Raw genomic sequence first — 22,718 nt, forward strand, 5'->3', positions numbered from 1 at the left:
CGGTGAACAATCCCGCTGGGCCTGCCGGAGTGACCTGCTGTACGGGCAAGGGGGGGACGGTCTCAGGGCTTTATGTACTTCCAGTAATCTTTCCCATAGTCCATCAGCAACTCCGTCCCGGCAGGAATATCCCTCCACGCGAGCAGGAACACCATGTACTTTCCTACATGCAAGGAACCCACGTTCTCGATACCGACGTTGGGGATGCCCGGTACATTGACCGCGTTAACCAGGCTAAGGATATTGCTGTTGCCGTGACCGCTGATAAACGCGCCGTTGGTGTTTGTCCTGAATAGATAAGTACCGACGGCCTCTTTACTTTTTTCCATTATCTCGGCATCCATCGACACCTTATTCAAGTGCAACTTGCCGGTGTAGGGGCCGAGGACGTCGAAGCGTTTGATATCGGTCCTGGCGACCACCGACAGACCCCGTTCCGGGCCCTCACCGAGCTTCTTGACCTCAAGCAATCGATCCAGCGTGCGATGGTGACTGCCTTCCCTGGCGATCCAGTCGCGAATGCTTTTGGTTGCAGCGCTCTTGACCTCCATATGTTGGTGGCCCATGAACTCATCAAAAAAATGATTGGCATCGGTGATCTTGATTTTCTCGGGTGCGCCTTCGAGTTCCCGGGTCAGGCTGTGCCGGACATCGTTCGGGTCCTGAAGGATCGGCGCGTTATTGTTGATTCTGTGATCGTAGGAAGCGGTGATAGACGTGGATCGGCGCCGTAAGGGGGGCGTATCGTTTTCCAGGCGCGGCCGCTTCGAACCGCCCGGCCGGGGCTCGGGCGGGGCAGGGCGTTTCCTGGCGATCTGCTCGTCGACGATGTCTCCTGAGCCGAAAACCCGCATTTCTCTTCCCGCACGGGTCAGGCTGCCGTTGTCGTTGACATAGGTGCGCCAGATCAACGGGTTGAGATCGTTTGCTTCAACAAAGGTGGCCATGGAAGAGCTTGAATTATTGGAGTTGTAGAGGGTGTGCCACGCTTGCAGATGGGTGTGGTTCACCGGGGTGAACTGCCCGCCGCTGGCATGCCGGGCGAGTACCTTTCCGGCTGCCCGATAGCTGCCATCCAGGTTTACATACTCTGCAAAGGCCCTCGGGTCCAGGTTGTGGTCGGCGGCGAATCCCTCCAGGGTGAGCGTGTTGCGGTTTTTCTGGGAGGTCGTGCGCCAACTCTCCAGATGATCAAAGGTGACTTCCGTGCGCGCGGTGCCTGCTCGGTCCGGCATCGTGCGCCCACGACTCGTCAGGTTGTCGCCGGTATGTACAAACTGCCTGAATGCGTCGGGGTGCAGGTTGTAGGTCCTCACAAAGTCATCCATGGTTTTTTTCAGGGCATTTTCACTGGTTTGCGTCCATTTCGTCAGGATCAGGGGCGTGACGAAGTCGGGCTTTTCCGGAGCGCCACCCCTGACTTTGATCTGGCTCGAATACCAGTGTCCCGGCTCCACGGACGATAGCGTGATCGACAGGTCCCGGTTTTTCCTGGGGTTGACCAGCACCACGGAAAAACTGTTGTCGGCGCCAGCGGCGGTCTCCTGGATAAAACCGTAGGAGTTGTCCCGCACCTGATACACCGAGATCGTGCCTCTGTCATCGATATTGCAGATGAACCGTTGGTTGTACTCCGCACGGAAAAAGATCCCGCGGGAATCGGGCTTGAGCCCGGCAATCCAGTGAGGGTCCACGGCGTACTTGCGGATCAGCGGGCTTGTGTTGCTGATAACCGTGACCGGCTCGCGAAAGCGTGGCCCGAAAACGCGGTTGGAGCCGGCGTCAATCAGCCGATAGTCCGGTGCCTCCAGGCTGCCGACATTGCGCATGGGGATGTTGGGGAAACCGTCCACCGTAAACAAGCGGTCGCCGGCCTGGCCCGGTGACCAGATGCGCGGGTCGACGGAGATCATGTGGCGGGCTGCGACACTCCCGTCGCGCAACTGCGCGAGCCCCTTGCTGGCCTGGCGCAGGGCTGCCGTGCCGAGTTTGATGAGGGCGAATCGCCCCAGCTTCAATACCGCGGCCACGGCAGCCAGGGGGTTGAGTTCCTGCAACGTGGCGGTGATCAGCTTTCTGGTCAGTGCGGTGAAGTGCGGCAACGCAAGGCGGATACCGGCCTTGCCTGCCTGGACCACTACGCGCGTGCAGCCGGCAATGTACTTGCCGATGGGCACACCGAACGACACGATATCGGTAAAAAGGCCGAGCCCACCTGACTCGATACGTTGAGGATCGCCTGAGGCCAGGTCGTCGATGGAGCCCCAGAACGGCACGAACATTTTTCCCCAGTAAGAAATGTCTTCAAGAAAGTCACGGCCGATATCCATGGTCCGTGAGGCTTTACGTGTTTTCTCCAGCAGGGTCTTTTCATCGCAAAAGAACAACTCACGCGCGATCATCTCAGCCAGTGCCTCAATCCTGGGGGATTGGCGGAAATTGGCGGCCCGTGACAGGGGTTGTGCAGGGGGTAGCGGCGGTGGGGCTTGTGACACTTGCTCATCCTGGGATGCGATGAGCGCCGGCATCACCTGCCCGACTTGCTCGACGATCAGGGTGGCTGTCTGGTCGGGCTTAGGCTTCACGGCGTCTTTATAAGCTTTCCAGTCGAATGGCAGTTCGGTACCTTTTCTGAAGCTGCCTCGACTTGAGCGGGTGGCCCCGCCAACACGTTCGACTTTTACCTCGCCGCCCACCAACAGCGTTTTGAGGTCTTCGCGCACGCGAACAATGCCGGCGTTCGGAAATACCTCGATGTAGCGCAGGGTGTACGGATGGTCAGCCCTCGCCAGACGCAGGATAAACCCCGAGCGTCCGCGAACGGCGTCAGTGTTGTGCTTGTTTTCATGCTCGACCTGGACGTCATGCAGCGGTTGGCGTAACGAATACACCGTGATCTCGTCACGGTCGCTATTGCCCGGCCATAACGGCGCAAACTGCGCCAGCAAGCCTGTTATCAGGGTTTTGTAGGCCGCTCTTGGGGTTCGCAGGTAGTCATTGAAAGCCTGGTCATACTCAGTGTCCGAGTTGAAACGAAAACGACTGGGTGGTTGCAGTACGAGGTTTTGCGTCGCCGTCACCGTCTCGCTTTCATGCTGCTCCAGGGCAGCCAATGCATGTTCGATATCTTTGCTGGAGTGGCCGTTCCGGCTTACGGGCAGCAGGCCAGTGTTTACTGCCCAACTGAGCGTCGGTTGGATTTTTGCCGCAACCACCAGCGTTTGTTGTGCTGGTTCGTCGGCATACACACGAAGGAACTCACCTGGCAGATTGAGCAGTTGCTCGAACGTCATATGCCTTGATGAGCCCGGGGCGACCGACTCGGCCAGGATAAATCCGCTTTTGAAGTTGACCCATGCGCTGGAGGTGCCGTAAGGCAATTCATCTGGAATGCCCTCGACCCATACTTCACTGGGAATATTGGCCTTGAGCACGCAGACGGCCAGGCGCGCCGTCGAGGCATTGAGGTGTAATGAGCGCTCATACTCCTTGTTCAGCGACTGACGAATGAACCCATAGTTGATCGCCGGGGGGATGAACGCTTTGAGTTCGTTGTCGTTGAGTGAATGGGCGTCTGGCGTGATCGTCAGCCAGAGTGCGCGCCAGAGCAGTTTGACCATGACGGCTTGCAGGCACGCTTGGCCATCGCTGGCGCCATACCAGTCCAGGGCCACGGCGATGGATTGGCCCAATGCCAGGTTTTCGGGGGTATTGAGGATCTGTTCCAGGAGTACGGTGGGGGTGGTGTCGAGTGCTGCTTGTTGCGCAGGGGTCAACCGCTGGGGGACGACTTGTGCGAACAACGACTGGGCCTTGTCGCGCTCGAGGTCGCGCACGACTTGTTTGATGATTCTGTCATCCTCAGGCCCTAGCAAGTGTTCCAGGTCGCTGACATGGCCATCGTGACCTAGTTGGCAAAGCGCCCGATATTCCTGCAGGTAATATTGCACAGCTTTCCACTGGGCCAGGGTTGCTGGGGCGGCGGGTATGATTGCGTAATAGGCCAATACCAGATCAAGGCGCACTGAGCCGTCGCTTTTGACGCCGTTGCCGACTTTGCGGTAGACGTCCAGCAGGATGTCTATCTGGTTGGCCCAGTAGAGCGGCGCTTTGCGCAACACAACCGGATGACCGCCAATGTCGAACACCTCCGCCGGGTCAGGGATAGGTGATTTCGACGTACTGAGCAGGTCGGACAGAAAGTCGTAAGGGAAATCGCCGAGCGGAGAGTGGTTGGGCGAGGGTTTTGCACTGAGGAACGCCTTGAAGTCGTCATCTTCTTCCAGGATTTTAAGCACGCGAACAGCGGCTTTGCATTCACGGCCCAGTGCCGAGTCTGCTGGAGGGCAGTAGTAAGACTTCAGCGCGTTCTCAAGGGTCGGGCCCTGGATCAGGCTCGCCAGATGGTCCAGCAGGTGATCGAGGTCCGACAGGCGCGCAGGTGGGCTCTTGGACATGAGTCGGGAAAGTGTGGGCTTCATTAAAACCTCGCGAGTGAGCAATTAAGATCGCGATGTCATGCTAGAGAGATGTGCATTCTCGCAAGTGCTACATAGATAGGTATTGCTGAAGGACTCAGCAGGACGCGGCCCCCGGGATGCTTTTCCGACAAAAACACTCGGACTTTGTACCTGCGTAATAATTTGGCGTAAACTGCCGGCAAGCCTGTGAGGAGTTTCCATGACTGCCATAACCATTACCGACGCCGCCCACGATTACCTGGCTGACCTGCTGTCCAAGCAGAACACCCCGGGTATCGGTATCCGCGTCTTTATTACCCAGCCTGGTACCCAGTACGCCGAGACGTGCATTGCCTACTGCAAGCCTGGGGAAGAGAAGCCTGAAGACACCGCATTGGGGCTCAAGAGCTTCACCGCGTACATCGATGCCTTCAGTGAAGCCTTCCTTGACGATGCCGTGGTCGACTACGCCACTGATCGTATGGGTGGCCAATTGACCATCAAGGCGCCCAATGCCAAGGTGCCGAACGTCAACGCTGACAGCCCGGTCAATGAGCGTATCAACTACTACCTGCAAACCGAGATCAACCCGGGGCTGGCCAGCCACGGCGGCCAGGTGAGCCTGATCGATGTGGTGGATGACGGTATCGCCGTATTGAAGTTCGGCGGCGGTTGCCAAGGCTGCGGCCAGGCGGACGTGACCCTGCGTGAAGGCATCGAGCGCACCCTGCTCGAGCGCATTCCCGAGCTCAAGGGTGTACGTGACGTGACCGACCATACGCAGAAAGAAAACGCCTACTACTGAGTAAGGTGTTCACTGCGACGAAAAAACGGCGCCCCGTGAGCGCCGTTTTTTTATGCTTAAAAAAGGATTAAGTGTGGGAGGGGGCTTGCCCAATATTGTAGGAGCGAGCTTGCTCGCGAAAAACTCACAGGCGCCGCGTTGATTCAGGAAGCGCGCGTTATCGTTGAGGTTTTTCGCGAGCAAGCTCGCTCCTACACTTTCATTGGATTTATTCATTTAAATCAGCGTTTTGATTGAGGTTTGTGAGGTGAAAACTCAAGGTCGGTACAGGTGCGCATGCCCCGCCCGATACAGTGACGACTCGCTGAACGTGTCACTGGCCAGCACTCGACCCACCACAATCAACGCGGTACGCCGAAACCCCTTGGCCGCGACTTTTTCGGCGATATCCGCCAACGTTCCCACCACCCAATCCTGATCCGGCCAGGTCGCGCGGTGCACCACGGCGATCGGGCAATCGGCGCCATAGTGCGGCAGCAGCTCCGCGACGATCTTCTCCAGGTGGTTGACCCCCAGGTGAATCGCCATGGTCGTGCCGTGGCGGGCCAGGCTGTCGAAGTCCTCGCCGGCGGGCATGCTGGTTTTATCGGCATAGCGGGTCAGGATCACGCTCTGGGCGATGTCCGGCAGGGTCAGCTCGGTTTCCAGCAGCGCCGCGCAGGCCGCCACTGCGGTGACGCCGGGAATGATCTGGAAGGGGATGCCCAGCTCACGCAAATGGCGAATCTGCTCGCCAATCGCCCCATACAGGCTCGGGTCGCCGGAGTGCACGCGTGCCACATCCTGGCCTTGCGCATGGGCAGCCTTGATCAAGTCGATGATCTGTTCCAGGTGCAGCTCGGCGCTGTTGACCACCTGGTGTGCCTGATGACCTTCGAGCACCGCCGCAGGTACCAGTGAGCCGGCGTAGATGATCACCGGGCAGCTGCGGATCAGCCGCTGGCCCTTGACGGTAATCAGTTCCGGGTCGCCGGGGCCTGCGCCGATGAAGTAGACGGTCATGGGGAATTCCTGTTGTAAAACGGGCGAGCATGAAGATTGCTCATGATCGAGAGCGGCAATTATCGGGATTTTAACCGGCGCAGGCTAATGCAAAGGTAGCCTGGGCGGTTTTCCTGCGGGTAATCAGCAGGCGGGCCGGGCCGTGGGCGAGTTGCTCGGCCAGGGCCAGCGCGGCGCTTTCGGCGATGCCGTAACAGCCGCTATGGCTGAACGCGACGGCTGATTTGTGGCTCAGCCGATGTTCATAGCCCGCCAGCTCTTCGGCGCTGAAACACTGCAACGGCAGGTTCAGCAACCGGGCCAGGGCCAACAACCCTGGCTCAGCCTGTTTGCGATCAATGCTCGCCAGCGCGGTAATGCGTTGGCGTTCAATGCCACTCTCGGCGAGGGCGCTATCAAGGAGCTCCAGCAGGGTGCGCACGTCACAGCCGCGCTGGCAACCCAGGCCGACGACGAGGGTCATGCCGCGTAGTGTTCATCGCGGTTACGGCGAAACAGCCAGGCACTGATCAAGCCAAGGGCCAGCCAGAACGCCACATTGGTCAACTGCGATGCGATCTTGAACTGGGCTTCGAGGGCCTCCGGGGCCAGCATGGCGTGGACTTCCGGCTGCGGAGCGCCGATCACGTGAGGCACGGCAAGGATCGCCACACCCAGCACTTTGAGCACCCAGCCGCGACCGAACACCAGCAAGGCAATGCCGGCAGCGGTAGACGCAGCGGTGCCGATCCACCAGATCTGTCGTTGCGCCAGATCAGCGGCGGCGGTGCCCGGCAGCTCGGGCGGCAGGCCCAGGGTCGGCGCGAGTACGAAGGTGGCATAACCGGCCAGGCCCCACAGCAGCCCTTGAGCTGTGCGGGTGGGTGCGCGCAGGGTGTACAGGCCGGCGAGCATCAGCGCAAACCCGACCGCCACGACCAGGTTGCCACCGGTGGTCGACAGCACGCGCTGCCAGCCATCTTCCGGTTCCCAGGCTTCGGCGTCGTGGGTGTGGGCAGCAGCCCCTGCGGCATGTTCATGGGGCACTTCGGCCACGGCTGGAGCCTTTTCAAAAGTCTCCGCCTGCAAAATCAATGGCGCGACCCACAGGCTTTGCAGCAGGGTCAGCAGCAGGGCGGCCAACAAGCCGGTGAAGCCTGCGGTTTGGGCAATACGCTTGATCATGTCGGCAGGTCTCAGTGGCACGGGAACGCGGCGCTGTGGCGGGTATCGTGGGCCGCGTTGTGCACGGCCTCGATATGGGAGAAGCCGGCGAAATACACCAGGCACGCGCCGAGGATCGACGCACCGATAGCGGCGGTCAGGCGTTGGCTCAAGGTGGCAGTGCCGCTGGCTGCGGGCGAAGTGCTGCTGATGATCGACATGGCGCGTCCCTTTCAAGTGTCAGGGTGAAACGAGCGCATGCAAACCCCACGCGCCAGGCACGCAGGGTTTCGAACAGCGCCCGCCCACCGCGGGTTTGTTATCTGATTTTTTCGGGCCGGTCTCCGGGCTTGCGAGGGGCGCTCTTGAACAAAGAGTGGGCCTTATCAAGCATCTCCTTCCCATGCATACGCACAGTGGATTTGACGCTTCGCTCGCTTACCGTTGCGGGGGCAGCACCGGACTTGCCATGGGTCTATGGCGCACCGGTTTCCCGTTTCACCCTGTGAAGGGCACCCGAAACAAGATGAGTAGGAGAGCATGGGCCGGGGACGGTAGTCAAATGCCGCGAGCCCCTGTAGCCTTGCACCCTCGAGGTTCTTCGGCTGCGGCCGAAGCTAAGAAGGGAACGCGGTTCAAGCCGCGGCTGCCCCCGCAACTGTGAAGGGTTCAGTTGACTGCCACGCCACTGCCGAGACGGCGGGAAGGCGCAGTCAGCATGGGTCGCAAGACCTGCACGCCCCAAGCCAGGAGACCTGCCTCGTCACTGATTTTTCAATTCAACCGGGCGGGGTGATCCGGTGACGAAATCCGCTGCTGCGCGTCGCCGCAGGGCCTGTCGTCCCGTATGCCCGCCCCAAAGGGCATCCGATGAAAACACTGGCCAAACTCCCCGTCACCATCGTTACCGGCTTTCTCGGCTCGGGCAAAACCACCTTGCTGCGCCATATGCTCGACAACGCCCAGGGCCGTCGCATTGCCGTGATCGTCAACGAGTTCGGCGAGCTGGGCATTGACGGCGAAATCCTCAAGCAGTGCTCCATCGGATGCACCGAAGAAGAAGCCAACGGCCGCGTCTACGAGCTGGCCAACGGCTGCCTGTGCTGCACCGTGCAGGAAGAGTTCTTCCCGGTGATGCGTGAGCTGGTCGCCCGTCGCGCCGACCTTGACCACATTCTCATCGAAACCTCGGGCCTGGCCCTGCCAAAACCGCTGGTACAGGCTTTCCAGTGGCCGGAAATCCGCAGCGCCTGCACCGTCGACGCGGTGATCACCGTGGTCGACAGCCCGGCCGTGGCCGCCGGCACCTTCGCCGCGTTCCCCGACCAGGTCGATGCCCAGCGCAAGCTCGACCCGAACCTGGACCACGAGTCGCCGTTGCACGAGCTGTTCGCCGACCAATTGGCCAGTGCCGACCTGGTGATCCTCAACAAAGCCGACCTGATCAGCGCCGAAGACCTGGCCCGCGTGCGCCTGGAAGTGGCTGAAGAGCTGCCGCCGGCGGTGAAGATCATCGAAGCCAGCAGCGGTCGCGTGCCGTTGGACGTGCTGATTGGCCTGGGCGCCGGCTCCGAGGAGCACATCGACGCGCGCCACAGCCATCATGATCAGCACCACGACGGTGAGGACGACCACGATCACGATGCCTTCGACTCCATTTCCATCGACCTGCCGCAAGCCGATGAAGCCCTGTTGCTCGACGCCTTGACCCAATTGGTGGTGCAGCACGGCATCCTGCGCGTCAAAGGTTTCGCCGCGATCCCGAACAAACCGATGCGCCTGCTGATCCAGGGCGTGGGCACGCGCTTCGACAAGCACTTCGACCGTGCCTGGGGCCAGGAAGAAGCACGCACCACGCGCCTGGTGCTGATCGGCCAGGAACTGGATGCTGCCGGCCTTGAAGCGCAACTGCGCGCCGCCCTCAGCGTTTAACCATGCACCTGCTCAGGACCCAACCCGGTGGCTTCGTCGCGGACGACAATATCGCCGACCTTGGCCAAACCCCCGCCGAGCTGGTGATCCTGTGCAGCGGCGATTCCAGCCTGGCGCTGCTCGCCGAAGCGGCGCAGCAACTGCCCGAGGATTACCCCAGCCTGCGCCTGGCCAACCCGATGCAGGTGCAGAACCACGCCTCGGTCGACCTGTACGTCGATGAGGTGTTGCGCCACGCCAGGGTCATCCTGATTTCCCTGCACGGCGGCATCGGTTATTGGCGCTACGGCATCGAGCGCCTGGTGGAACTGGCCGGGCGCGGCGTCACGCTGATCCTGGTGCCGGGGGACGATCGTCCGGACCCGGAACTCAGCGGCCTGAGCACCGTCGCCGCCGAACAGCGCGAGCGTCTGTGGCACTTTCTGCGCCAGGGTGGCCTGGGCAATGCGCTGGACTTTTATCGCTGCCTGGCCAGTGCCCATCTGGGCCGCGACTATGCCTGGGCCGAACCGCAAACCTTGCCGCGTACGGCGATCTATCACCCGCACACCGCCAATGCCCGCCTCAATGACTGGCAGGCGCAGTGGCACGCCGACTTCCCCGTGGCTGCGGTGCTGTTCTACCGCTCGCACTTGCAGGCGGCCAATACCGGGTTTATCGATGTGTTCTGCCAGCGCTTGCAGGCCGCGGGCCTGAACCCGTTGCCCATCGCAGTGGCCAGTTTGAAAGAGCCCGGTTGCCTCACGGTGGTCGAGGACCTGTTGGACGACGTGCAAGCCGCAGTGATACTCAACACCACAGGCTTTGCCCAATCCAGCCCGGAAGCACCGCACCTGCGCCCGTTTCGGCGCAATATCCCGGTGATCCAGGCGATCTGCGCCCAGGATAACCAACCCGGCTGGGAGGCCAGCGCACAGGGGCTCGGCCCCCGCGACCTGGCGATGCACATTGCCTTGCCGGAGCTGGACGGGCGCATCATCAGCCGGCCGATCAGCTTCAAGGACCTGGCCTGGCGCAGTGAGCGCAGCCAGTCGGACGTGGTGTGCTACCGCGCCGCGCCCGAGCGCATGGATTTTGTCGCCGAACTGGCGCGCCGCTGGGTCGAGCTGGCGCGGCTGCCGAATGCGCACAAGCGTGTGGCGCTGATCCTGGCCAATTATCCAACCCGCGACGGCCGTATCGGCAATGGCGTGGGCCTGGATACGCCGGCGGCAGCGCTGAACATCCTGCGCGCGTTGCAAGCCGAAGGGTACCCGGTGCCGTCCACCTTGCCGGACAGCGGCACCGCTTTGATCCACGCCTTGCTGGGCGGCGTCACCAACGACCTGGACAGCCTGGACCTGCGCCCGTGCCATCAAAGCCTGGGCCTGGACGACTATGACGCAATGTTCCAGCGCCTGCCCGAGGCCAATCGTCAAGCGGTGCTCAAGCGCTGGGGCGCGCCGCATCAGGACCCGATGTGCCGCGACGGCCGTCTGATGATCGCCGGCCTGCGCCTGGACCAGACCTTCGTCGGCATTCAACCGGCGCGCGGTTATCAGGTTGATCAGAGCGCGGTGTATCACGACCCTGACCTGGTCCCGCCCCACGGCTACCTGGCGTTCTACTTCTGGCTGCGCCAGACCTACGGCGCCCATGCGCTGATTCATGTGGGCAAGCACGGCAACCTCGAATGGCTGCCGGGCAAGGGCGTGGGCCTGTCGGAAAACTGCTGGCCGGACGTGCTGCTCGGCCCGCTGCCGAATATCTACCCGTTTATCGTCAATGACCCGGGAGAGGGCGCCCAGGCCAAGAGGCGCACCCAGGCGGTGATCATCGACCACCTGATGCCGCCCCTGACCCGCGCCGAAACCTACGGCCCGCTACGCGACCTGGAATTGCTGGCCGACGAATATTACGAAGCGCAGTTGCTCGACCCGCGACGCGCGTTGGAATTGCAGAAAGACATCCTCAAGCTGGTGCGCGAAACCCGTATCGACCAGGAACTCGAGCTGGACGGCGAGGCCGATGCCGACATCTGGTTACCGCGCCTGGACACCTACCTGTGTGACCTGAAGGAATCACAGATCCGCGACGGCCTGCATATCTTTGGCGAGTCGCCGGCGGGGCGCTTGCGTATCGATACCTTGCTGGCCTTGCTGCGCATTCCCCGTGGCGATGGCCGTGGCGCGCAATCGAGCTTGTTGCGCGTATTGGCCAAGGCGTTCGAGCTGGGTTTCGATCCGCTGGACTGCGCGCTCGCAGAACCGTGGACCGGGCGTCAGCCCGAGGTGTTGCGCAAGCTCGACGCACAGCTGTGGCGCACCGCCGGTGACACCCGCGAGCGCCTGGAGCTCTATGCGACGCGCTTGATCGAGCAGGCGCTGGAGGGGCCGCTGGAGCAGTTGGAGGAAGCCGGCTGGGAAGAGGTGAAGGCGGTGGTCGAGAGCCTGCGCATTGTTGTGGCGCCGCGCCTGGATGCCTGCGGCCCGGCAGAAATGCGCGGCCTGCTGGACGCCCTGGGCGGTCGCTTTGTGCCGGCCGGCGCCAGTGGCGCGCCGAGTCGCGGCCGCCTGGATGTGTTGCCCACGGGGCGTAATTTCTTCACCGTGGATGTGCGCAACTTGCCGACCACCACGGCCTGGCGCATCGGTTTCCAGTCGGCCAGTCTGTTGCTTGAACGGCACCTGCAGGACCACGGCGACCATCTGCGCCAGCTGGGCCTGTCGGTGTGGGGCACTGCCACCATGCGCACCGGTGGCGACGATATCGCCCAGGCCATGGCGCTGATGGGCGTGCGCCCGGTATGGGCCACCGGCAGCCAGCGCGTGGACGACTTCGAGATTCTGCCGATCAGCCTCTTGGATCGTCCGCGTGTCGACGTGACGCTGCGCGTCTCCGGCTTCTTTCGCGATGCGTTCGCCAATCTGATCCGCCTGTTCGATGCGGCGGTGCAAGCGGTGGCGGCCCTCGACGAGCCGGATGACATGAACCCGCTGGCCGCCAAGGTGCGCAGCGAGCGTCAGGCGTTGCTTGAGTCGGGCCTGGACGAAGCGGCCGCAGCGAAACAGGCCGGCTGGCGCATTTTCGGCGCCAAGCCAGGCGCCTATGGCGCGGGCGTGCAGGGCGCAATTGACGGTCGCCTGTGGCAAAGCCGCGAGGACCTGGCCGAGGTCTACCTTAACTGGGGTGGCTACGCCTATGGCGCCGCCGACGAGGGCACCGCCGCCCGTGGGCAATTCGCCCAGCGCTTGAGCCAGGTGCAGGCGGTGCTGCAGAACCAGGACAACCGCGAACACGATGTGCTCGACTCCAACGATTACTACCAATTCCAGGGCGGCATGCTCGCCGCCGTGGAAACCCTGAGCGGCAGCAAGGCCGCCAGCTATCATGGCGATCACAGCCAGCCGGACCTGCCGAAAATCCGCACCTTGAAGGAAGAGCTCAATCGGGTGGTTCGCTCCCGTGCGGCCAACCCGAAGTGGATCGAAGGCGTGAAGCGTCACGGCTATAAAGGCGCGTTTGAAATGGCCGCGACCGTGGACAACCTGTTCGCCTTCGACGCCACCACCGCGTTGATCGATGATCACCAATACGCGCTGCTCGCCGACGCCTACCTGCTTGACCCTGACACCCGCGCGTTTGTGCAGCAGCACAACCCCGACGCCCTGCGCGACATGACCGAGCGCATGCTCGAAGCCCAGCAGCGCGGCATGTGGCAAGAGCCGGGCGCCTACCGCGAAGCGTTGGAAAACCTGTTGCTGGATATGGAAGAAGACAGCTGATGACCGATATTGCGCATTTCCCGCTGGCCGCCGTGGTCGGCGCCGATGAGCTGAAACTGGCGCTGTGCCTGAACGCGATCGATCCCAGGATCGGCGGTGTGCTGATCGAAGGCCCGCGCGGCATGGCCAAGTCCACCCTGGCCCGTGGCCTGGCGGACCTGCTCGCCAGCGGGCAGTTTGTCACCTTGCCCCTGGGCGCGACCGAGGAGCGCCTGGTCGGCACCCTGGACCTGGACGCCGCGCTCGGCGAGGGCCGTGCACAATTTTCCCCCGGCGTGCTGGCCAAGGCCGATGGTGGCGTGTTGTACGTTGATGAAGTCAACCTGCTGCCTGATCATTTGGTCGATCTGTTGCTCGATGTGGCCGCCAGCGGCACCAACCTGATCGAACGTGATGGCATCTCCCATCGGCATGCGGCGCGTTTTGTGCTGATCGGCACGATGAACCCGGAGGAGGGGGAGTTGCGCCCGCAGTTGCTCGACCGCTTTGGCTTCAATGTGGCCTTGAGCGGGCAGACGGTGCCGGCCGAGCGCGGGCAGATTATTCGTCGCCGCCTGGATTTCGACAGTGACCCCGTCGCGTTCTGTGAACAGTGGGCCGATCCGCAAGCCGCTTTGCGTGAGCGCTGCATTCAGGCGCGCGCACGCCTGGACAGTATCGAGTTGGATGACCAGGCCCTGGCGCAGATTACCCAGCGTTGCTTTGCCGCAGGTGTGGACGGGATGCGCGCCGACCTCGTGTGGCTGCGCGGTGCCAGGGCCCATGCCGCCTGGCGCGGGGCCGACGCTATCACTGAGCAAGATATAGACGCGGTCGCGGAATTTGCCTTGCGTCATCGACGCCAGGAGCAGGCACCTGCGGCCAGTCCGCCCAACCCGGCCCAAGCCCCGCAACCCTCTGACTCCTCGCAGGGCCAGGGCCAATGGGGCGATATGCCCGCGCCAGCGCTGCCCACGGGCCCGCGCCGCGATGTGCCCGCCTGGCCAAAAAAGCCCTAGGCATTCGCCCTCGATCTGACGCGGGGGTGGATGCGCGGCCCCAGGCGGGGCAATTGGAAAACGGCAGGCAAGGCAAGGCGCGCAGTGCGCGACAGGGCCTGGTCAATTGGCCAGGCACCTTGCTCGGCGGCAGGCCGCAGCGCCGTGAAGATTTACGTTGGCATCTGCGCAGCCGCTCGGCGCATGAACTCTGGCTGGTGATTGTCGACGCCTCGGCTTCCACTCGGCGGCACCGGGCCTTGAGCGATGCCAAAGGCCTGCTGGCGCAAGTGTTTGATGACGCCTACCGGCAACGTGCGCGCCTGGCCTTGCTGACGGCCAGCGGGCAATCGCCGCAGTGGCAGGTGCAGGGCTTGAAAGCGGCAAAAAGTTTGGCGCACTGGCTTGAACAACTGGGCGCCGGTGGCGGTACGCCGCTGCTGGCAGCCTTGACCGAGGCGGGGCATTGGCTGGTGGCGCGGCGCAAGCGTTACCCGGCAGAGCAGCAGCGTTTGCTGGTGATTACCGATGGGCGGCTCAAGGTGATTGAAGGGTTGCCACCGCTGGCGTGCCCGGGATTGCTGATGGATATCGAGCGCGGGCCGATCCGGTTGGGACGGGCGCGAGAGCTGGCTATCGGGTTGCAGCTGGATTATCGGCATATCGATGATGTGTAGTGCCTGGCCAGCCGCCATCGGGGGCAAGCCCCCTCCCACAGTTGGAATGCATTTTCCTGGGGGAAGGGGGGCTTGCCTCCAATAGTGGCCTTCAATCCACCAGCCCGGCCCACACACTTCCCCTGTGGGAGGGGGCTTGCCCCCGATGGCGGCCTTCAATACACCACAGATTGATCAGCCTGCCCCCGGTACATTCGGCCAAAGATCGGCGACCAAAAACAGCCGCTCAGCTTCTTCCCAATCGTCACCGCTCTGCACCAGCCGCACCAGCAACTGCGCGGGCGCCATCGGGTCCAGGTCTGCCAGCCAGCCGGCCATCTGCTCCTCGCTCCACACCTCATCCGTCCGGTAATGCGCCGGCGCCAGCCATGCATGGCGAGGCAGGGGTTGCCAGCGGCCGGCGGGGCGGGTGCTCACAAAGTCCGGCCAATCGCGCTGATGCAACCAGCGCCCACGCAAATGCTGCGGGTGGGCGCCCAGCGGTGGCTCGGCCTGGCCCGGCCACGGGTAAAGCAGGTACCCGCCCAGCCACAGGTGCGCATCGAACTGCTGGATATCCAGCGCCGCCAGGGCTTCGCGGCTCTCCGGGCGTGCCGAGATCGGTAATTGATGCTGGGCCAGGTGCGCCAGCTTGCGGTCCAGCCGGTCATGGCAGCCGGGGCCGAGCCATTGCGCGGTGTCCTGGCCATTGCCGTCCTGTGGGCCAAGATAGAGCTTGATCGCCAATTCCAGGTGATGCACGCCATCGCGGTCACGCAGCAGCATGTCCAGCTCGCCAAGAGTGTGTCCGGCGCGGCGGATCGGCAGGTTGGCCGCCAGCAGCTCCACGCCTGGCGCATGCTGCACGGCGAACTGCCACAGGCGCTCATAGTAGAGGCCCAGGCGCCGGGTGCGCGACAGGCTCAGCCACTGCTGTAATGCGCGGCTGTCCTGATCGAGCGCACGTAACCAGGCGTCGAGCACGTGCGGCGCCTGTACCCAGTCACTGCCCGCCAGCGGGTGGCGTTGCGGCCACGGCGTCTGTGCGAGCATGGGGGGCGCGAGCATCACCCACGCCAGGTCGCGCACCTCGGGGTGTCGCAGTTGGCGGGGCAGGGCGTGCAGGTCAGGGAACAGAGTCATGGTGCGAGCATAGCCTCTTAAGTCGCGTGCAGGTGCCTGAGGGCCGCCTGAGAACCATTGTCATCACAGCTGGGCGGCGACAAAGGATTTTGCCTGACGCGGCCTTTCGCCCATAATCCTTTCTTTTTGCCACACCCCTACGCCCGCAGGAGCCCCATGGAGCAATTTCGCAATATCGGCATTATCGGTCGCCTGGGCAGTACCCAGGTGCTGGACACCGTCCGCCGACTGAAAAAATTCCTGCTGGAACGCCACCTGCATGTGATCCTCGAAGACACCATCGGCGAAATCCTGCCGGGCCATGGCCTGCAGACCTCGTCGCGCAAAATGCTCGGCGAAGTGTGCGACATGGTCATCGTGGTCGGCGGCGACGGCAGCCTGCTCGGCGCGGCCCGTGCCCTGGCGCGGCATAACGTGCCGGTGCTGGGGATCAACCGTGGCAGCCTGGGGTTTCTCACCGATATTCGCCCCGACGAGCTGGAAGTCGAAGTGGCCAAGGTGCTCGACGGCCACTACCTGGTGGAAAACCGCTTCCTGCTGCAGGCCGAAGTGCGTCGCCACGGCGAAGCCATCGGCCAGGGCGATGCCCTCAATGACGTGGTGCTGCATCCCGGTAAATCCACGCGGATGATCGAGTTCGAGCTGTATATCGACGGCCAGTTCGTGTGCAGCCAGAAGGCCGACGGCCTGATCGTCGCCACGCCCACCGGCTCCACCGCGTATGCACTGTCGGCGGGTGGCCCGATCATGCATCCCAAGCTCGATGCCATTGTGATCGTGCCGATGTATCCCCATATGTTGTCGAGTCGGCCGATTGTGGTCGATGGCAACAGTGAGCTGAAGATCGTGGTGTCCAAAGACATGCAAATCTATCCGCAAGTCTCCTGCGACGGGCAGAACCATTTCACCTGCGCCCCCGGTGACACCATCACCGTGAGCAAAAAGGCACAGAAGTTGCGGTTGATCCATCCGCTGGACCACAACTACTACGAAGTGTGCCGCACCAAGCTGGGCTGGGGCAGCCGCTTGGGGGGCGGAGGCGACTGATGCTCGATCCCGCGCGCAGCTACGACCTGATTGGTGACGTGCACGGTTGCGCCCATACGCTGGAGCACTTGCTCGACCGGATGGGTTACCACAAGCAGGGCGGCACCTGGCGTCATCCGTCGCGCATGGCGGTGTTTCTCGGCGATATCATCGACCGTGGGCCACGCATCCGCGAAGCGCTGCACATCGTCCACGACATGACCGAGGCCGGCCAGGCGCTGTGCATCATGGGTAACCATGAGTTCAATGCGCTGGGTTGGACCACGCCGGCACCGCCGGGCAGCGGCAGGCAGTTCGTGCGCGAGCACAACCCACGTCATGCGCGGTTGATCCAGGAGACACTGACCCAGTTCGAACAGCACCCGGCCGACTGGCACGACTTCCTCGGCTGGTTCTACGACATGCCGCTGTTTGTCGACGCCGGGCGTTTCCGTGTGGTGCATGCGTGCTGGGACGAGGGCTTTATCCAGCCGCTGCGCGCGACCTTCCCGGATGGCTGCATCGATCAGCATTTCCTGCAGGCCGCCGCCGTACCGGGCAGCTTTGCCTGCAACGCGTTCGATCGCCTGTTGCGCGGCACCGACATGCGCCTGCCGCACGGACTCACGTTGACCGGTGGCGATGGCCTGACGCGCTCGTTCTTTCGCACCAAGTTCTGGGAAGACGATCCGAAAACCTACGGCGATATCGTGTTCCAGCCCGACGCCTTGCCCGAGCCCGTGGCGCGCACGCCTTTATCCTCCACTGAAAAGAATTCCCTGCTGCGCTATGGCGTCGACGAGCCGCTGTTGTTCGTCGGTCATTACTGGCGCAGCGGCAATCCGGCGCCGATCCGCCCGAACCTGGCCTGCCTGGACTACAGCGCGGTGCTGTACGGCAAGCTGGTGGCGTATCGCCTGGACCAGGAAACCCGACTGGATCCGCATAAATTCGTCTGGGTCGACGTTGAGCGACCTGAGGTTATCCAATGAGTACCGTGGCTGTATTGCGCCTGCCCTTGAGTGTGGATCTGGGCGGCTTCGTCAAATTGCTGCAACGCATGCAGGTGCCCCATCGCGTCAGCGAGGAAGCGGGCGAGCAAGTGCTGTGGGTGCCCGAAAGCATCAGTGACGACGTGCGCGTGTTGTACCAGCGCTTTCCCGCCGGCGACCCGGACCTGCAACTGGATATTCCCGAGCAGGCGCCGGTTGCGCGCCCCGGCTTTATCCAGCAGGTCCGGCATAGCCCGGTCACGACACTGGTGCTGCTGGCAAGCCTGATTGTTGGCGCGGTGACGCTGCTCGGCGAAAACCTGCAAACCATGGCCTGGCTGACGTTCCTGCCGTTCCGGGTGCTGGGCGAGTACATCCAGTTCACGCCGTTGGCCGACAGCCTGGCGTCCGGGCAGTGGTGGCGGTTGGTCACGCCGATGCTGATTCACTTCGGCATCCTGCACCTGGCCATGAACGGCATGTGGTACTGGGAACTGGGCCGACGCATTGAAGCGCGCCAGGGCGGCATCAACCTGCTGGGCCTGACCCTGTTGTTCAGCCTGGTCTCCAATTACGCGCAGTACGCTTACGGCGGTCCGGGCCTGTTTGGCGGGTTGTCCGGCGTGTTGTACGGCCTGCTCGGGCATTGCTGGATCTTTCAGTTACTCGCGCCCAACCCGGCGTATCGTCTGCCCCGTGGGGTGCTGGTGATGATGCTGGTGTGGCTGGTGCTCTGCCTGTCGGGGCTGGTCTCGATGATCGGCTTCGGTGAAATCGCCAACGCGGCCCATGTGGGCGGCCTGGTTATCGGTTGCCTGACCGGTTTGCTGGGCGGGCTGTACAACCGCCGCAAATCGTCTATTTGATAAGGAAGAGCCTTATGTCCTCTTTTGCTGAAATGATCGAAAACATCACCCCGGACATCTACGAGAGCCTCAAGCTCGCCGTGGAAATCGGCAAGTGGTCCGATGGGCGCAAGCTCACCGCCGAACAGCGCGAGCTGTCGTTGCAGGCGATGATCGCCTGGGAACTGCAGAACCTGCCCGAAGACCAGCGCACCGGCTACATGGGCCCGCAGGAATGCGCGTCGAAATCGGCACCGGTGCCGAACATCCTGTTCAAGTCGGATGCGATCCATTGATTGAAATCGGTCGCGGTGCAGTCAGCAAAATGTCGGCGAAACTCGGTGAGCCGACCGTTCAATACGCGTTTCGTCTTGGCGACACCGAGGTTGCGGTCAACCCGTTGATCGGTACCCATATTCGCCTGGAATACCTGGGTGCCATTCATTGCAGCCATTGCGGCCGCAAGACCAAGAACAGCTTCAGCCAGGGTTATTGCTACCCGTGCATGACCAAGCTGGCCCAGTGTGACCTGTGCATCATGAGCCCCGAGCGCTGCCATTACGACGCCGGCACCTGCCGCGATCCGGGCTGGGGTGAAACATTCTGCATGACCGACCACGTGGTGTACCTGGCCAACTCGTCGGGGATCAAGGTCGGCATCACCCGCGCCACGCAGTTGCCGACCCGCTGGCTCGACCAGGGCGCCAGCCAGGCGCTGCCGATCATGCGCGTGGCCACGCGCCAGCAGTCGGGCTTTGTCGAAGATCTGTTTCGCAGCCAGGTAGCCGACAAGACCAACTGGCGCGCGCTGCTCAAGGGCGATGCGCAGTCCGTCGACCTCAAGCAGGTGCGCGATGAACTGTTCGCCACCTGCGCCGAAGGCTTGCTGGGTTTGCAGGAACGCTTTGGCCTGCAGGCCATCCAAACCATTGCCGACGTCGAGCCGATCGAGATCCGCTACCCGGTGGAGCAGTATCCGGCCAAGATCGTCAGCTTCAACCTGGACAAGAATCCGATTGCCGAAGGCACGCTGCTGGGAATCAAGGGCCAATACCTGATCTTCGACACCGGCGTGATCAATATTCGTAAATACACGGCCTACCAGCTCGCCGTGCATCAGTAGAAGGATGCCACCCATGCGCACCGAACAACCGAAGATGATTTACCTGAAGGACTATCAGGCGCCGGACTACCTGATCGACGAGACGCACCTGACCTTCGAGTTGTTCGAGGACCACAGCCTGGTCCACGCGCAACTGGTGATGCGCCGCAATCCCGAGCGTGGCGCCGGTTTGCCGCCGTTGGTGCTGGATGGCCAGCAATTGGAGCTGTTGAGTGTCAACCTGGCCGACCAGCCGCTGACGGCCGCCGACTACCAGTTGACCGACAGCCACCTGACTGTGCAGCCCACGCGTGAAACCTTCACCCTCGACACCACGGTCAAGATTCACCCGGAAACCAACACCGCCCTGGAAGGCCTGTACAAATCCGGCGGCATGTTCTGCACCCAGTGCGAGGCCGAGGGTTTTCGCAAGATCACTTACTACCTCGACCGTCCCGACGTGATGAGTGTGTTCACCACCACGGTGATCGCCGAGCAGCACCGCTATCCGGTGCTGCTGTCCAACGGCAACCCGATTGCCAGCGGCCCCGGCGAAGACGGTCGGCACTGGGCGACCTGGGAAGACCCGTTCAAGAAACCCGCTTACCTGTTCGCCCTGGTGGCCGGCGACCTGTGGTGTGTCGAAGACAGCTTCACCACAATGACCGACCGCGAGGTCGCGCTGCGCATCTACGTCGAGCCGGAAAACATCGATAAGTGCCAGCACGCCATGACCAGCCTGAAAAAATCCATGCGCTGGGATGAACAAACCTACGGCCGCGAGTACGACCTCGACATCTTCATGATCGTGGCGGTGAACGACTTCAACATGGGCGCCATGGAGAACAAGGGCCTCAATATCTTCAACTCCAGCGCCGTGCTGGCCCGCGCCGAAACCGCCACCGACGCCGCGCACCAGCGCGTCGAGGCCATCGTCGCCCACGAATACTTCCACAACTGGTCGGGCAACCGCGTGACCTGCCGCGACTGGTTCCAGTTGTCGCTCAAGGAAGGTTTCACCGTGTTCCGCGACTCGGGCTTTTCCGCCGACATGAACTCGGCCACGGTCAAGCGCATCCAGGACGTGGCGTACCTGCGTACCCACCAGTTCGCCGAAGACGCCGGGCCGATGGCCCACGCGGTGCGCCCGGACAGCTTTATCGAAATCTCCAACTTCTACACCCTGACCGTGTACGAAAAGGGCTCGGAAGTGGTCGGCATGATCCACACCTTGCTTGGCGCCGAGGGCTTTCGCAAAGGCAGCGACCTGTACTTCGAGCGCCATGACGGCCAGGCCGTGACCTGCGACGACTTCATCAAGGCCATGGAAGATGCCAATGGCGTCGACCTCAGCCAGTTCAAGCGCTGGTACAGCCAGGCCGGTACGCCGCGTTTGGCGGTGAGCGAGTCCTACGATGCGGCAGCCAGGACCTACAGCCTGACGTTCCGCCAGAGCTGCCCGCCGACCCCGGACAAGGTGGAAAAACTGCCCTTCGTGATCCCGGTCGAGCTGGGCCTGCTGGACGGGCAGGGCGGCGCTATCCCCTTGCGCCTGGCCGATGAATCGACGGCTGGCGCTACCTCACGAGTGATCTCGGTGACGCAAGCCGAGCAGACGTTCACCTTCGTCGATATCGCTGAAAAGCCGTTGCCTTCTCTGCTGCGCGGTTTCTCGGCGCCAGTGAAACTGAGCTTCGCCTACACCCGCGACCAACTGATGTTCCTGATGCAGCACGACAGCGACGGTTTCAACCGCTGGGATGCCGGCCAGCAACTGTCAGTGCAGGTGTTGCAGGAGCTGATCGGCCAGCATCAGGCCGGGCAACCGCTCAAGCTCGATCAACGCCTGATCGACGCGCTGCGCACCGTGTTGAGCGACGAAAGCCTGGACCAGGCCATGGTCGCCGAAATGCTCTCGTTGCCGAGCGAAGCCTACCTGAGCGAAATCAGCGAAGTGGCGGATGTGGATGCGATTCACGCTGCCCGTGAGTACGCCCGCAAGCAACTGGCCGAGAACCTGTTCGAAGGCCTCTGGTTGCGCTACCAGGCCAACCGTGAGCTGTCCCGGCAAACGCCGTACGTGGCCGAGGCCGAGCACTTTGCCCGGCGTGCCCTGCAGAACATTGCATTGTCGTACCTGATGCTCAGTGGCAAGCCCGAAGTATTGACGGCCACCCTGGATCAGTTCGACACCAGCGATAACATGACCGAGCGCCTGACGGCCCTGGCCGTGCTGGTGAACTCGCCGTTCGAAGCGGAAAAAGCCCAGGCCCTGGCGGTGTTTGCCGAGAACTTCAAGGACAACCCGCTGGTCATGGACCAATGGTTCAGTGTGCAGGCCGGCAGCACCCTGCCGGGCGGGCTGGCACGGGTCAAGGCGCTGATGGAGCACCCGGCGTTCACGATCAAGAACCCGAACAAGGTACGCGCCCTCATTGGCGCATTTGCCGGGCAGAACCTGATCAACTTCCATGCGGCGGATGGTTCGGGCTACCGTTTCCTGGCGGACCTGGTGATCCAGCTCAATACGCTGAACCCACAGATTGCTTCGCGCCAATTGGCGCCCCTGACGCGCTGGCGTAAATACGACGCCGCCCGGCAAGCGCTGATGAAAGCGGAGCTGGAACGCATTCGTGGCTCGGGCGAGTTGTCCAGCGATGTGTTCGAAGTGGTCAGCAAGAGCCTTGCCTGACCTGGCTATCTTCCTGAAGATGGGTGCCAATGTGGGAGGGGGCTTGCTCCCGATGGCGGCCTCTGGGCTGGCCGGGATGTTGGAATGGGTTGAGTACATATCCGTTTCTGCGGTAACGGCTGCTATGGGTTCCGCTTTTACAGCGGCTCACTTTTGAAAAGCGCAAAAGTAAGCAAAAC

General features: G+C 62.5%; 17 protein-coding genes and 2 riboswitches. Of the genes, 11 read left to right on the top strand and 6 right to left on the bottom strand.

Going from position 1 to position 22,718, the window contains the following annotated elements:
• Window positions 1–62 precede the first annotated feature (62 nt).
• The gene (locus tag BFP93_RS25480) at window positions 63–4,481 is read right to left on the bottom strand and encodes an SET domain-containing protein-lysine N-methyltransferase (RefSeq protein WP_065895383.1); all 4,419 of its coding nucleotides are present in this window, start codon (window positions 4,479–4,481) and stop codon (window positions 63–65) included.
• A gap of 199 nt (window positions 4,482–4,680) precedes the next feature.
• Here BFP93_RS25480 and nfuA point away from each other — a divergent pair, with 199 nt between their 5' ends.
• Window positions 4,681–5,265 (top strand): Fe-S biogenesis protein NfuA, encoded by a 585-nt coding sequence (gene nfuA / locus BFP93_RS25485; protein WP_003190728.1) that lies wholly within the window; start codon window positions 4,681–4,683, stop codon window positions 5,263–5,265.
• A 255-nt stretch (window positions 5,266–5,520) separates the two neighbouring features.
• Here the strand turns inward: nfuA and cobM are convergent, their stop codons facing one another.
• The 4 genes from cobM to BFP93_RS25505 all read right to left on the bottom strand — a co-directional run bounded on the left by cobM (window position 5,521) and on the right by BFP93_RS25505 (window position 7,631).
• Entirely contained in the window at window positions 5,521–6,267 is a 747-nt protein-coding gene (cobM, locus tag BFP93_RS25490; RefSeq protein WP_065885264.1) for a precorrin-4 C(11)-methyltransferase, read from the bottom strand.
• 70 nt (window positions 6,268–6,337) lie between these two features.
• A complete protein-coding gene (locus BFP93_RS25495) occupies window positions 6,338–6,730 on the bottom strand; it encodes a cobalamin biosynthesis protein (RefSeq protein ID WP_065895384.1) in 393 nt (130 codons plus the stop codon).
• A complete protein-coding gene (locus BFP93_RS25500; protein WP_065895385.1) occupies window positions 6,727–7,431 on the bottom strand; it encodes a CbtA family protein in 705 nt (234 codons plus the stop codon). Before BFP93_RS25500 ends, BFP93_RS25495 begins: the two co-directional genes overlap by 4 nt.
• A gap of 11 nt (window positions 7,432–7,442) precedes the next feature.
• Entirely contained in the window at window positions 7,443–7,631 is a 189-nt protein-coding gene (locus BFP93_RS25505) for a CbtB domain-containing protein (RefSeq protein WP_065885267.1), read from the bottom strand.
• 96 nt (window positions 7,632–7,727) lie between these two features.
• Window positions 7,728–7,945, bottom strand: a riboswitch (cobalamin riboswitch).
• A gap of 42 nt (window positions 7,946–7,987) precedes the next feature.
• Window positions 7,988–8,188, top strand: a riboswitch (cobalamin riboswitch).
• Between the two features lie 92 nt (window positions 8,189–8,280).
• Here BFP93_RS25505 and cobW point away from each other — a divergent pair.
• From cobW to BFP93_RS25525, 4 genes are read left to right on the top strand one after another with little or no spacing between them, the layout of a single operon-like run.
• Entirely contained in the window at window positions 8,281–9,342 is a 1,062-nt protein-coding gene (cobW, locus tag BFP93_RS25510) for a cobalamin biosynthesis protein CobW (protein ID WP_065895386.1), read from the top strand.
• Between the two features lie 2 nt (window positions 9,343–9,344).
• The gene (gene cobN, locus BFP93_RS25515; RefSeq protein ID WP_065895387.1) at window positions 9,345–13,106 is read left to right on the top strand and encodes a cobaltochelatase subunit CobN; all 3,762 of its coding nucleotides are present in this window, start codon (window positions 9,345–9,347) and stop codon (window positions 13,104–13,106) included.
• A complete protein-coding gene (locus BFP93_RS25520; protein ID WP_065895388.1) occupies window positions 13,106–14,104 on the top strand; it encodes an ATP-binding protein in 999 nt (332 codons plus the stop codon). The genes cobN and BFP93_RS25520 overlap by 1 nt, the downstream gene beginning before the upstream one ends.
• Window positions 14,105–14,157: 53 nt before the next feature.
• Window positions 14,158–14,760 carry a vWA domain-containing protein gene (locus BFP93_RS25525; RefSeq protein ID WP_065895389.1) on the top strand — a complete coding sequence of 201 codons (603 nt, stop codon included), beginning with the start codon at window positions 14,158–14,160 and terminating at the stop codon, window positions 14,758–14,760.
• 174 nt (window positions 14,761–14,934) lie between these two features.
• Here the strand turns inward: BFP93_RS25525 and BFP93_RS25530 are convergent, their stop codons facing one another.
• Window positions 14,935–15,882: a DUF1853 family protein gene (locus BFP93_RS25530; protein WP_065895390.1), complete on the bottom strand. Its 948-nt coding sequence runs from the start codon at window positions 15,880–15,882 to the stop codon at window positions 14,935–14,937.
• Window positions 15,883–16,038: 156 nt separating this feature from the next.
• Between BFP93_RS25530 and BFP93_RS25535 the strand changes: the two genes are divergently transcribed.
• The 6 genes from BFP93_RS25535 to pepN are packed head-to-tail and all read left to right on the top strand — an operon-like array spanning window position 16,039 to window position 22,539.
• The gene (locus BFP93_RS25535) at window positions 16,039–16,929 is read left to right on the top strand and encodes an NAD(+) kinase (protein ID WP_057725186.1); all 891 of its coding nucleotides are present in this window, start codon (window positions 16,039–16,041) and stop codon (window positions 16,927–16,929) included.
• Window positions 16,926–17,900, top strand: coding sequence for a metallophosphoesterase (locus BFP93_RS25540; protein WP_176717585.1), 975 nt, complete (start codon window positions 16,926–16,928; stop codon window positions 17,898–17,900). The genes BFP93_RS25535 and BFP93_RS25540 overlap by 4 nt, the downstream gene beginning before the upstream one ends.
• A complete protein-coding gene (locus BFP93_RS25545; protein ID WP_065895392.1) occupies window positions 17,897–18,766 on the top strand; it encodes a rhomboid family intramembrane serine protease in 870 nt (289 codons plus the stop codon). The genes BFP93_RS25540 and BFP93_RS25545 overlap by 4 nt, the downstream gene beginning before the upstream one ends.
• A 14-nt stretch (window positions 18,767–18,780) precedes the next feature.
• Window positions 18,781–19,041: a YeaC family protein gene (locus BFP93_RS25550; protein ID WP_065895393.1), complete on the top strand. Its 261-nt coding sequence runs from the start codon at window positions 18,781–18,783 to the stop codon at window positions 19,039–19,041.
• Complete coding sequence (locus tag BFP93_RS25555) at window positions 19,038–19,868, top strand: DUF2797 domain-containing protein (protein ID WP_065895394.1); 831 nt, start codon at window positions 19,038–19,040, stop codon at window positions 19,866–19,868. The genes BFP93_RS25550 and BFP93_RS25555 overlap by 4 nt, the downstream gene beginning before the upstream one ends.
• A 13-nt stretch (window positions 19,869–19,881) precedes the next feature.
• Entirely contained in the window at window positions 19,882–22,539 is a 2,658-nt protein-coding gene (pepN, locus tag BFP93_RS25560) for an aminopeptidase N (RefSeq protein ID WP_065895395.1), read from the top strand.
• The last annotated feature ends 179 nt before the right edge of the window (window positions 22,540–22,718 follow it).

The organism is Pseudomonas sp. 44 R 15, assembly GCF_900004965.1.
GTDB lineage: Bacteria > Pseudomonadota > Gammaproteobacteria > Pseudomonadales > Pseudomonadaceae > Aquipseudomonas > Aquipseudomonas orientalis_A.

Coding starts and splice junctions, on each gene's coding strand:
- BFP93_RS25480 (WP_065895383.1), bottom strand. CDS start 4,481: ATGAAGCCCACACTTTCCCGACTCATGTCCAAGAGCCCACCTGCGCGC.
- nfuA (WP_003190728.1), top strand. CDS start 4,681: ATGACTGCCATAACCATTACCGACGCCGCCCACGATTACCTGGCTGAC.
- cobM (WP_065885264.1), bottom strand. CDS start 6,267: ATGACCGTCTACTTCATCGGCGCAGGCCCCGGCGACCCGGAACTGATT.
- BFP93_RS25495 (WP_065895384.1), bottom strand. CDS start 6,730: ATGACCCTCGTCGTCGGCCTGGGTTGCCAGCGCGGCTGTGACGTGCGC.
- BFP93_RS25500 (WP_065895385.1), bottom strand. CDS start 7,431: ATGATCAAGCGTATTGCCCAAACCGCAGGCTTCACCGGCTTGTTGGCC.
- BFP93_RS25505 (WP_065885267.1), bottom strand. CDS start 7,631: ATGTCGATCATCAGCAGCACTTCGCCCGCAGCCAGCGGCACTGCCACC.
- cobW (WP_065895386.1), top strand. CDS start 8,281: ATGAAAACACTGGCCAAACTCCCCGTCACCATCGTTACCGGCTTTCTC.
- cobN (WP_065895387.1), top strand. CDS start 9,345: ATGCACCTGCTCAGGACCCAACCCGGTGGCTTCGTCGCGGACGACAAT.
- BFP93_RS25520 (WP_065895388.1), top strand. CDS start 13,106: ATGACCGATATTGCGCATTTCCCGCTGGCCGCCGTGGTCGGCGCCGAT.
- BFP93_RS25530 (WP_065895390.1), bottom strand. CDS start 15,882: ATGACTCTGTTCCCTGACCTGCACGCCCTGCCCCGCCAACTGCGACAC.
- BFP93_RS25535 (WP_057725186.1), top strand. CDS start 16,039: ATGGAGCAATTTCGCAATATCGGCATTATCGGTCGCCTGGGCAGTACC.
- BFP93_RS25545 (WP_065895392.1), top strand. CDS start 17,897: ATGAGTACCGTGGCTGTATTGCGCCTGCCCTTGAGTGTGGATCTGGGC.
- BFP93_RS25550 (WP_065895393.1), top strand. CDS start 18,781: ATGTCCTCTTTTGCTGAAATGATCGAAAACATCACCCCGGACATCTAC.
- pepN (WP_065895395.1), top strand. CDS start 19,882: ATGCGCACCGAACAACCGAAGATGATTTACCTGAAGGACTATCAGGCG.